Below are 10,005 nucleotides of genomic sequence, written 5' to 3' on the forward strand. Positions count from 1 at the left end.
CGCCCTGGTTCCGGTGGGTGACGGGCGTCGCTTCGACCCCGTTGATGGCTCCCATCGGAATTTCGATGGAACACCGCGGGGCTCCCGTTCGTCCCTCTGATAGCGCGGAAGGACCAGCGGCGGAGGTGGCGAGGTATGGCCGGTTTCCGGAGTCTCGCGAGACAGGTGCGCGATCCGGGGTGCGACACGGCACTGCGCAGGTACTCACTGCGCAAGTGCCTGGAGAGGTTCGCGCCCTACGGGCACCGCGCGACCTGGGACCATCTGTGCCGCAGGCACAGGTTCGGTCCCGAGGACCGGGAGCTCGACCCGGGGCGGCTGGTGGCCGCACTCGACGAGTTGGAGGAGGCGCGGGCCGTGTGGCTCGCGTACGAGGAGCGGTTCGCGGCCCGGCGCCGGCGCGAGAAGCACGAGGGGCTGCGCGGGCTCGGCGCCCTCGACGACTGGCACCGGCGCGTCTGGGGCGGGAACGGCGTGGTCCGCTGCGGCGACCCGTCGGTGCACCCCTCGGACCCGCTGCCCGAGGTGCTGCGGCGGCTGATCGGCGCCCTGGAGCAGGGGCCGGGCGAGGCGTGTCCGGTGTGCACGGGGCCGCGGATCGAGTGGGCCGGGCCCGGTGACGCGTACGAGCCGTGGCTGGGTCCGGTGTGCGGGGACTGCGGGGTGGGCGTCCCGCGGGCGGTGCTGACCTCCGGGGCGCTGGCCCGGGCGCGTGGGGAGCGGCGCACGCCGCTGGTCTCGGCGGCGTGAGGCGCGGGACGCCCGCCGTGCTCCAGGTGTGCCTCAACGGCTCGCGGGGGCCGGCGGAATCGGCGGCGGTCCCGACGTCGCCGGAGTCCCTGGCGGAGTCCGCGGCGCGGGCGGTGGCGACGGGTGCCCGGGAGGTGCGGGTGCATCCCCGGACGCCGTGCGGCCGCACGTCGCTCTCGCCCCGGGTGCTCGCGCCGGTCCTGACGGAGATCCGGTCGGCGCTCGACGCCCCGGTGCGGGTCACCACGGCGGCGTCGGCCGAGCCCGACCCGGGCCGCAGGGCGGAGCGGATCCGCTCCTGGACGGTGCTCCCCGACCTGGTGACGGTCGACTGGCACGAGCCGGGCGCCGAGCAGGTGGCGGCCGCGCTCCTGGAGCGCGGAGTCGGTGTCGAGGCGGCGCTGTGGTCCGGCACGGACGGCCCCGGCCGGTTCGCGCGCTCCCCGCTCGCGCCGGCGGTGCGGCGGGTCCTCGCGAAGGTCACGGGACCGGACGACGCGCCGGAGCCCGCCGGCCCCGAGGCGGGGGCCCTCGCCCTGCTGGCGGCGCTCGGCGTCCCGGCGGCGGGGGTGCCGGTGCTGCTCCACGGCGAGGGGGCCGGCGTCTGGCCGGTGCTGCGGCTCGCCCGGCGGCTGGGCGCCGATGCCCGGATCGGCCTGGAGGACACGCTGTGCCTGCCGGACGGCACGCGGGCGCGCTCCAACGCCGAACTGGTGGCGGCGGCCCTGGCGTACTAGCTGGTGGCGGCGGCTCTGGCGTACTAGCTGGTGGCGGCGGCTCTGGCGTACTAGGAGGTCTCCTCCGTCGCCGGGCGGCTCACGGGGAGGAGGCGGGAGCCCGCCATGCGCTCGCCGAAGCGGTCGTCGGGGTTGGACAGGACGCAGGTCTCCAGGGAGAGGCAGCCGCAGCCGATGCAGTCCGTCAGGTGGTCGCGGAGCCGCCCGAGCTGCTTGATGCGCTCGTCGAGTTCGGTGCGCCAGGCCCCGGAGAGCCGGGCCCAGTCCTCGTTCGTGGGCGTGCGCTCCTCGGGGAGCTGGGCCAGTGCCTCGCGGATGGTGGCCAGGGGGATCCCGACGCGCTGCGCGGCCCGGACGAAGGCGACCCTGCGGAGCGTGTCGCGGCCGTAGCGGCGCTGGTTGCCGCTGGTGCGGCGGCTGCTGATGAGCCCCTTCGCCTCGTAGAAGTGCAGGGCGGAGACGGCGGCCCCGCTCCGGGCGGAGAGCTGGCCGACGGTGAGTTCGTGGATCTTCTCTGGAATCTGCGGCACCCGGGGAACCCTACTGGTCCCTCGTCGGCGGCCGTTGACAGCGGACCCCGCACCCCACATGCTGAGCAAGCGCTTAGATACCGACCATCAGGTATGTCGTACGAGAAGGGACGAGGGAACATGGCCGAGCCGAGGATCTTCACCTCCGCCGAGGAGCTGCGCGCGGGGGTCGGCGAACAGCTGGGGCACAGCGACTGGGTGGAGATCGACCAGAAGCGGATCGATCTCTTCGCGGAGGCGACCGGGGACCACCAGTGGATCCACGTGGACCCGGAGCGCGCCGCCGCCGGCCCGTTCGGCTCGACGATCGCGCACGGCTACCTGACGCTGTCGCTGCTGCCGCTGTTCGTCCCGCAGGTGCTGCGCGTCGAGGGCATGAAGATGGGCCTCAACTACGGGACGGAGAAGGTGCGTTTCCCCGCGCCCGTCCCGGTCGGCTCGCGGCTGCGCGCCACCGCCGTCCTGACGAAGGTCGAGGAGGCGGGCGGCGGCGTACAGGTGACGGCGGCGGTGACCGTGGAGCGCGAGGGCTCGGAGAAGCCGGTCTGCGTCGCCGAGTCGGTCTCGCGCTACTACTTCTGAGCGCCGGCCATCCGCAGGACGAGGTCGGCGTAGAGCGCGCCGACCTCGTCGGCCGTGCGGCGGCCCTGCGTGTTGAACCAGCGCGAGACGTCGATGCAGAGGGAGAGCACGGCGACCGTGGTGCCGGGCACGTCCGACACCTCGAACTCGCCCGCCGCGACACCCTCGTTGATGATGCGCCGGATCACGGCCTCGGACTCGCGGCGCAGCTCGACGATCTCGGCGCGGTGCTCGGGGCCGAGCGCGTCGAGCTCGTACTGGACGACGCGCGCGGTCGTGTGGCGCTCGGCGTGCCAGCGGACGAAGGAGCGCACGGCGTCGGCGAGCCGCTCAGCGGCGGTACCGTCCCCGTCGGCCGCGGCCCGGAGGATCTCCAGGGCCCTGTCGTGACCGATGCGGCTGATCCGGTGGAGCAGCTCTTCCTTGGTCTTGTAGTGGATGTAGAGCGCCGCGGGGCTCATCCCGGCGCGGCCCGCGATGTCCCGGGTGGTGGTGGCGTGGTAGCCGCGCTCGGCGAACGCCTCGACGGCGGCCACGAGCAGCCGCCGGGCCGCCTCGGGCGTGACCTCGCCCCAGGGCATGTCCTCGCCCCTGGGCGTCTCCTCCGCCGCGCTCATCCCACACTCCTTCTCGGACCCCGTCAGGACGAACACCATACAACGAGGGTGAGCAAGCGCTTAGATCTTCTCGGCCGTCGAGATCCCGGCCTCAGAGCTTCTGGAAGGGGTCGTGCTCGGCGAGGAGCTTCTCCAGGCGGGCCTGGTCGACCCGGCTGACGATCTGGCCGGCCTCCTGACGGTCGCGGACGACCTTGGCGAGGGTGAAGGCCGAGGTCGTGAGGTAGAGGACCGAGACGGCGAGGAAGGCCCGCACCCAGGCGCTGGCGTCGAGCTGGTAGACGCCGATGGCCACGGCGGCGATCGCGATCCCGAAGGAGAGGACGGCCTGCATGTAGTAGGCGGCGGTGTTCTGCTGCTTGACCGGTGTGTCGCTCATGCCGCACAGCATCGGACGGATGTGGCCGGTGCCACATCCGTCCGCGTACTCATCGAGGTACTCAGAAGGCCGAGACCCCCGTCAGCGCCCGGCCGATGATGAGCTTCTGGATCTGGCTGGTGCCCTCGTAGAGGGTCATGACACGGGCGTCGCGCACCAGCTTCCCGACCGGGTACTCGTCGATGTAGCCGTAGCCTCCGAAGACCTGGAGGGCGTTGTTCGCGGCGCGTACGGCGGCCTCGGAGGCGTACAGCTTGGCCTTGGAGGCGGCGGTGGCGAAGTCCTGGCCCCGGTCGATCAGGTCGGCGACCCGCCAGGTGAGCAGCCGGGCGGCGTCCACGTCGACGGCGATGTCGCTGAGGAGCTCCTGGACCAGCTGGTAGGAGGCGATGGGCTTTCCGAACTGCTCGCGCTCCCCCGCGTACCGCACGGCGGCGTCGAGGGCCGCCTGAGCGATGCCGACGCAGCCGGCGGCGACCGACATGCGCCCCTTGGCGAGGGCGGACATGGCGACGGCGAAGCCCTTGCCCTCGGGGCCGAGCAGGGCGGCGGCCGGGACGCGGACGTCCTCCAGGACCAGTTCGGCGGTGGCCTGGCCGCGCAGGCCGAGCTTGCCGTGGACGGGGCGGCGGGTGAGGCCGGGGGTGTCGGTGGGGACGAGGAAGGCGGAGACGCCCTTGTGGCCGGGGGTGTCGTTCGTGCGGGCGAAGAGCAGCACGACATCGGCCCAGGTGCCGTTGGTGATGAACATCTTGCTGCCGTTGACGACGTACGCGTCGCCGTCCCGCACGGCATGGGTGGCCAGGTTCCCCGCGTCGGAGCCGGTGCCGGGCTCGGTGAGGCCGAAGCAGCCGAGGGCCTCGCCGGACGCGAGCCGGGGCAGCCACTCCCGCTTCTGCTCCTCGTCGCCCCAGGCGGCGACGGTCTTGGCGACCAGACCGAGGGAGACGGAGACGATGCCGCGCACGGAGGAGTCGCCGCGGCCCAGCTCCTCGGTGACGAGGCAGTACGCGAGGTGGTCGCCGCCCGAACCGCCGTACTCCTCCGGGATCGTGAGCCCGAGGAAGCCGACGGCGCCCAGCTTCTTCACGATGCCCCGGTCCACCTCCTCGGCGCGGTCCCACGCGACGGCGTGCGGGGTGACCTCGCGTGCGACGAAGTCCTCGGCGAGCCGACGTACGGCCTCCTGCTCCTCGCTCAGTTCCAGATTCATGCGGTGCCACCCCACTCGACCATTTAATTACCACTGCTAGTTTTTTCCTGGCGGGCCTACTATGTGCGCCATGGCCCGACCGCGCAAGCCCCTGCTCAGCCGAGACCGCATCGTCGAGACGGCGGGCGCGCTCGTGGACGCGGAGGGCCTCGCGGCACTCTCCACCCGGCGGCTCGCCGCAGAACTCGGGGTCAGCGGGCCCTCGCTCTACAACCACTTCCGCACGAAGGACGAGATCCTCGACGCGATCGCGGACGCGGTGAGCGCGAAGATCGACCTGTCGATGTTCGCGGAGGACGACGGCCGGGACTGGCGGACCGCCCTGCACGACTGGGCGGTCTCCTACCGCGCCGCCCTCGCCGACCACCCGCACATCGTCCCCGTCCTCGCCCAGGGCCCCGGCCGCCGGCCGGCCGGCCTGAAGGTCGCCGACGCCGTCTTCGGCGCGATGGTCCGCGCGGGCTGGCCCCCGTCCCAGGCCACCTCCATCGGCGCGCTGATGCGGTACTTCATCACCGGCTCCGCCCTAGGCTCCTTCGCCCGGGGCTTCGTCGACGACGAGACGGCCTACGACCCGGCCGACTACCCCCACCTCGGCCGGGCCCACCTCCTCGCCGAACACGGCCAGAAGGTCGACGAGGGCGCCTTCGAGACGGGCCTGCGGGCGCTGCTCGACGGGTTGCGGCTCCAGTACGAGGCGCTCCCGGCCCACCCCCGCGCACCTCACACTTCGGCCCCCACCGAAGCGTGAGTGCGGCAGTCTTGGGCCATGGCAGCCAGTGATCTCGCCGCGCTCGCGGCACTCTTCGCGGACGAGAGCCGCGCCGCGTTCCTTCTCGCCCTGCTCGACGGCCGGGCCTGGACCGCCGGGGAACTCGCCCGGCACGCCGGGGTGGCACCGTCCACCGCCAGCGAGCACCTCGGAAAGCTCGTCGCGGGCGGGGTGCTCGCGGAGGAACGCCAGGGCCGACACCGGTACGTCCGCCTCGCCGACACCGGCATCGCCCACCTCGTCGAGGACCTCGCCGCCCGGTCCGAGCCCGAGGTGCCCCCGGCTCCGCGCTCGCTGCGGGCCGCGAGCGCCGGGCAGGCGATGGCGCGCGGCCGGACCTGCTACGACCACCTCGCGGGACGGCTCGGCATCGCGATCACCGACGCGATGACGGACCGCGGACTGCTGCGCCAGGACACCGGGTTCGCGCTCACGGACCGGGGCCTGGCCTGGTTCGACGAGCAGGGCATCACCTTCGTACGAAAGGGACGGCGGCCCGTCGCGCGCGGCTGCCTGGACTGGACCGAGCGCCGCCCGCACCTCGCGGGGCTCGCGGGCGCCGCGCTGTGCCGGCACGCGCTCGACGCCGGATGGTGCGTACGGATCGGGTCCGAGCGGGCGGTGAAGGTGACACCGGAGGGCGAGAACGCCCTGCGGACGGGCCTGGGCATCGCTCCGGAGACGCTGCGCTGAGCGGGAGGGGCGGGGGCGGCCCGGGGTGGGGTGGACGGCCCAAGGCGGGGTGGACGGCCCAAGGCGGGGTGGACGACCCAGGGCGCCTGCCGCGCCCATCGCGCCCATCGCGCCCGCTCGATATTGCGGTGAGCGCCGAAGGGTTCGCGCCCTACGGTCGAGTCATGCAGAAGCAACCCTCCCGGCTCGCGGTCGTCGCCGCCGGTGTCACCGTCGTCCTGTGGGCCTCCGCCTTCGTCTCCATCCGCAGCGCCGGGGCCGCCTACTCCCCCGGCGCGCTCGCGCTCGGCCGGCTGCTCGCCGGATCGCTGGTCCTCGGGGCCGTGCTGCTGATACGGCGGGAGGGGCTGCCGCCGCGGGCGGCCTGGCCGGGGATCGTGGTCTCGGGCCTGCTGTGGTTCGGGGTGTACATGGTGGTCCTGAACTGGGGCGAGCAGGAGGTCGACGCGGGCACGGCGGCGATGGTCGTGAACATCGGACCGATCCTGATCGCCCTGCTCGGCGCCCGGTTCCTCAAGGAGTCGCTGCCGCCCCGGCTGCTCGCCGGCATGGCGGTCTCCTTCGCGGGCGCGGTGACCGTCGGCCTGTCGATGTCCGGCGGCGCCTCCGGCGGGCACGCCTCGGTGCTCGGGGTGGTCCTCTGCCTGCTCGCGGCGATCGCGTACGCGGGCGGGGTCGTCGCCCAGAAGCCTGCGCTCGCGCACGGCAGCGCGCTCCAGGTGACGACCTTCGGGTGCCTGGTGGGGGCGGCGGCCTGTCTGCCGTTCGCCGGACAGCTCGTCGAGGAGGCCGGACGGGCCCCGCTGTCGGCGACCCTGAACATGGTCTACCTGGGGATCTTCCCGACCGCGCTCGCCTTCACGACCTGGGCCTACGCCCTGGCCCGCACGACGGCGGGACGGATGGGCGCCACGACGTACGCGGTGCCCGCCCTCGTGGTGCTCCTCGCGTGGGGGTTCCTGGGCGAGCTGCCGGGTGCGCTCACCCTCGCCGGGGGTGCGCTGTGCCTCGCGGGCGTGGCCGTATCCCGCTCCCGGGCACGGGCTTCCGTGACCGCCGGAACGGCTGAATCCACCTGACAGGTCATACCCCCGGTTCCGGTCAGTTCGCGGGCGGCCCGGGCGGGCCCGGCGCCCGCGACCTGGGAGGAAGACGCGTGTCAAGCCCCAGTTCCGGCCGGAGCGACGAGAAGCCACGTTTCGCCGTCCTCCGGCCGGATAGTTTCGAGTCGGTCACAGGCGCGGGCCGGAAGATAACGCTCCGGCACCTTCTCGCGAGTCCACGGGGGAGCTCATGGCGATTCAGCAGCGGGCGGAACGCACGAGACAGGAGATCCTGTCGTCGGCCGCGAGGGTGTTCGACAGGGTCGGTTACGAGCGGGCCTCCCTGGCCCGGATCGCCGGCGAGGCGCGCGTGACGACCGGCGCCCTGGTCTTCCACTTCGCGACCAAGTCGGACCTGGCGACCGCGGTGCGCGGGCGGGCCCGCGCGGTCACCCGGATCACGGTCGAATCGGCCTGCTTGTCCACCGAGGGGGTGGGCGGAACCGCGATCGACAAACTGGTGATCACCACTCACGCGCTGATCCGGCTCTTCGAGACCGATCCCGTGGCGCGGGCCGGCGAGCGCCTCTCCCGCGAGCTGCAGTCGACCGACCCGGGGCCCGGGCAGGACTGCCCCTGGCGGCGCGAGGTGGGCCGTCTGGCGCGGTACGCGGTGGCGGAGAAGGCGTTACGCCCGGGCGTGGACGCGACGGCGGTCGCGGCGCTGATCGGCTACGTGATCACCGGGGTCGAGCTGGAGATGCGCCTCCCCGGCGCGCCCGCCGACGCGCCCTGGCCCATGGAGAGCGGCTCCCTGCACGATCCCGCCGAGGAACGCCTGCGCCGCATCTGGGAGTTGATCCTGCCGGGCCTCGTCCATCCGGCCGCCGCACCCACGAAGCCGCCGAAAGCGCCGTCCCCGGGACGGTCAGCGACCGCCTCCTGACTGGAGCAGCTGGCGGGCGAAGACCGTCAGTGAACGCCCGATGCGCTCGGCCGACAGGCCGAGCTCGTGCCGCTGGAACTGGAAGAGCTCGGGCGACAGCGGACTGAGCGCGATGTCGATCAGCGGATCCGGGTCCTCGATCCCGTGGCCGACCAGCAGGGTCCGGACGTGGACGCGCCAGAACCCGTACGCGCCCGTCCGGAAGCGCGCGGGGCCCGTCTCCGCCCCCAGCGCCAGCGGCAGATGCCGTTCGAGCAGATCGAGCATCGCCAGGTAGAACGCCGCGAGCCGCTCCCCCGCCGGTGCGCCGGGACCGAGCGGCGGCGGCCCGTAGATGAGCTGCCCCTGGAGCCGGCGCTCGTGCTCGTCGAGCAGCGCCACGGCGACCGAGGACGGATCGGGGAAGCTCCGGTACAGCGTCGCGCGGCCCACGCCGGCGGCCTTGGCGATCCGGTCCATGGTGACCGAGCGGGGGTCCCGCTCGGCGAAGAGCCGCTCGGCCGCGGCCAGGATCTGGGCACGGTTACGCTCCGCGTCCGCGCGTCTGCGCGGGACCGGCTGCTCGTCCGCGGCCTGCAGATCACCGAGGAGACCGCCGACCCGGTGCACGGAGGCGGCTCCACGACCTCGCTGCTCTTCCTCGCTCATGGACCAGACCTTACTTCCCCTGAGGCTAAGTGGACACCTTGTCCGTTTGCCATGTTGCGTGGCATGCTAAACGGACTCAGTGTCCACTTATCCGCTCGCCATCCCGCCCCAGGGAGATCCAGATGCACACCGCGCTACTCGCCGCGGCCCTGCTGGTCGGCTGCCTCCTCGCCGTCCAGGCCTCGGTGAACCTCCAGCTCAACGCCGCCGTCGGCACCCCGTACGGCGCCTCGACCATCCAGCTCGGCGTGGCCACCACGCTGCTCGTCGTGCTCGCGGTGGCGGCCGGTGCGCTCGGCGCGCTCGGCAAGCTGCCCGACGTGGAGTGGTGGCAGCTGCTCGGCGGACTCGCCAGCCCCCTCTACATCACCAGCGGCATCCTGCTGTTCCCACGGCTCGGAGCCCTGGCCGCCGTCGGACTCTTCGTCACCGGCCAGATGTTCGCCTCGCTCGCCCTCGACCTCTTCGGCCTCCTCGGCCTGAAGCAGAAGGACCTGAGCGTCGGCATCGTCCTCGGCGCCCTGGCCGTCCTCGCGGGCATCGTCGTGATCATCCGGGGCATGAAGGCCGCGGCCCCTCCCGGCGCCCCCAAGATGTCGAGCGCCGGCCGCGCCGGCTGGCTCGTCCTCGGCATCGTCGCCGGCGGTGTGCTCCCGATCCAGGGCGCGGTCAACGCCCAGCTGCGCGCCCAGCTGAAGGAGCCCATCACCGTCGCCGTGATCAGCTTCGCCGTGGCGACCTTCACCATCGCCGTCGTCCTGCTGGTGCTCTACGCGACCCGGAAGACCCCGAAGCCCAAGATCGCCCCGCTGAAGAAGATGCCCTGGTGGGGCTGGCTCGGTGGCGCCTGCGCCGCCGCGTACGTCACCGGCACCTTCCTGCTCATCCCCACCATCGGCGCGGCCGTCACCATCGCGCTGACCGTGACGGGGCAGCAGCTCACCTCGGCGCTGATCGACCACAAGGGCCTGTTCAAGCTCCCGCAGCGCTCCCTGACCAAGCCGCGCGCCCTGGGCCTGGCCCTGCTGATCGCCGGATCCCTGACCATCCAGCTCGTCTGACCGAGGCCGGCGCCTCCCCCGGGCCCGCGGCCCG

13 protein-coding genes are annotated in these 10,005 nt (G+C 73.2%); 8 read left to right on the forward strand and 5 right to left on the reverse strand.

Annotated features, from left to right (window positions below; genetic code table 11):
• Positions 1–135 precede the first annotated feature (135 nt).
• Both ACN9MM_RS08740 and ACN9MM_RS08745 read left to right on the forward strand, forming a co-directional pair.
• Positions 136–750 (forward strand): hypothetical protein, encoded by a 615-nt coding sequence (locus ACN9MM_RS08740; RefSeq protein ID WP_426363083.1) that lies wholly within the window; start codon positions 136–138, stop codon positions 748–750.
• Positions 747–1,487, forward strand: a complete 741-nt coding sequence (locus tag ACN9MM_RS08745) for a 3-keto-5-aminohexanoate cleavage protein (protein WP_426363084.1) — start codon at positions 747–749, stop codon at positions 1,485–1,487. The genes ACN9MM_RS08740 and ACN9MM_RS08745 overlap by 4 nt, the downstream gene beginning before the upstream one ends.
• 50 nt (positions 1,488–1,537) lie before the next feature.
• Here the strand turns inward: ACN9MM_RS08745 and soxR are convergent, their stop codons facing one another.
• Positions 1,538–2,017, reverse strand: coding sequence for a redox-sensitive transcriptional activator SoxR (soxR, locus tag ACN9MM_RS08750; protein WP_382861256.1), 480 nt, complete (start codon positions 2,015–2,017; stop codon positions 1,538–1,540).
• 120 nt (positions 2,018–2,137) lie between these two features.
• On the opposite strand from soxR, the gene ACN9MM_RS08755 reads away from it, so the two are divergent.
• Positions 2,138–2,599: a MaoC family dehydratase gene (locus tag ACN9MM_RS08755; protein ID WP_369143348.1), complete on the forward strand. Its 462-nt coding sequence runs from the start codon at positions 2,138–2,140 to the stop codon at positions 2,597–2,599.
• Here ACN9MM_RS08755 and ACN9MM_RS08760 read toward each other — a convergent pair.
• From ACN9MM_RS08760 to ACN9MM_RS08770, 3 genes are all read right to left on the reverse strand, one after another.
• Positions 2,590–3,216, reverse strand: a complete 627-nt coding sequence (locus tag ACN9MM_RS08760; RefSeq protein WP_426363085.1) for a TetR/AcrR family transcriptional regulator — start codon at positions 3,214–3,216, stop codon at positions 2,590–2,592. The genes ACN9MM_RS08755 and ACN9MM_RS08760 overlap by 10 nt on opposite strands.
• A 91-nt stretch (positions 3,217–3,307) precedes the next feature.
• On the reverse strand, positions 3,308–3,595 hold the full coding sequence (locus tag ACN9MM_RS08765; RefSeq protein WP_382861262.1) for a YiaA/YiaB family inner membrane protein: 288 nt from the start codon (positions 3,593–3,595) through the stop codon (positions 3,308–3,310).
• A 61-nt stretch (positions 3,596–3,656) separates the two neighbouring features.
• On the reverse strand, positions 3,657–4,808 hold the full coding sequence (locus tag ACN9MM_RS08770; RefSeq protein ID WP_426363086.1) for an acyl-CoA dehydrogenase family protein: 1,152 nt from the start codon (positions 4,806–4,808) through the stop codon (positions 3,657–3,659).
• Positions 4,809–4,869: 61 nt separating this feature from the next.
• Between ACN9MM_RS08770 and ACN9MM_RS08775 the strand changes: the two genes are divergently transcribed.
• From ACN9MM_RS08775 to ACN9MM_RS08790, 4 genes are all read left to right on the forward strand, one after another.
• Positions 4,870–5,559, forward strand: a complete 690-nt coding sequence (locus ACN9MM_RS08775) for a TetR/AcrR family transcriptional regulator (protein ID WP_426363087.1) — start codon at positions 4,870–4,872, stop codon at positions 5,557–5,559.
• Between the two features lie 18 nt (positions 5,560–5,577).
• Positions 5,578–6,273, forward strand: a complete 696-nt coding sequence (locus ACN9MM_RS08780; protein ID WP_426363088.1) for an ArsR/SmtB family transcription factor — start codon at positions 5,578–5,580, stop codon at positions 6,271–6,273.
• 164 nt (positions 6,274–6,437) lie between these two features.
• Complete coding sequence (locus tag ACN9MM_RS08785; protein WP_426363089.1) at positions 6,438–7,352, forward strand: DMT family transporter; 915 nt, start codon at positions 6,438–6,440, stop codon at positions 7,350–7,352.
• Positions 7,353–7,566: 214 nt separating this feature from the next.
• Complete coding sequence (locus tag ACN9MM_RS08790; RefSeq protein WP_426363090.1) at positions 7,567–8,262, forward strand: TetR family transcriptional regulator; 696 nt, start codon at positions 7,567–7,569, stop codon at positions 8,260–8,262.
• Here the strand turns inward: ACN9MM_RS08790 and ACN9MM_RS08795 are convergent.
• Positions 8,245–8,910, reverse strand: a complete 666-nt coding sequence (locus tag ACN9MM_RS08795; RefSeq protein ID WP_426363091.1) for a TetR/AcrR family transcriptional regulator — start codon at positions 8,908–8,910, stop codon at positions 8,245–8,247. The two genes, ACN9MM_RS08790 and ACN9MM_RS08795, sit on opposite strands and share 18 nt — an antisense overlap.
• A 122-nt stretch (positions 8,911–9,032) precedes the next feature.
• Here ACN9MM_RS08795 and ACN9MM_RS08800 point away from each other — a divergent pair, with 122 nt between their 5' ends.
• Positions 9,033–9,971: a DMT family transporter gene (locus tag ACN9MM_RS08800; RefSeq protein WP_426363092.1), complete on the forward strand. Its 939-nt coding sequence runs from the start codon at positions 9,033–9,035 to the stop codon at positions 9,969–9,971.
• Positions 9,972–10,005: the final 34 nt, after the last annotated feature.

This window comes from Streptomyces sp. E-08 (assembly GCF_049913095.1).
In the GTDB taxonomy this organism is placed as follows: domain Bacteria; phylum Actinomycetota; class Actinomycetes; order Streptomycetales; family Streptomycetaceae; genus Streptomyces.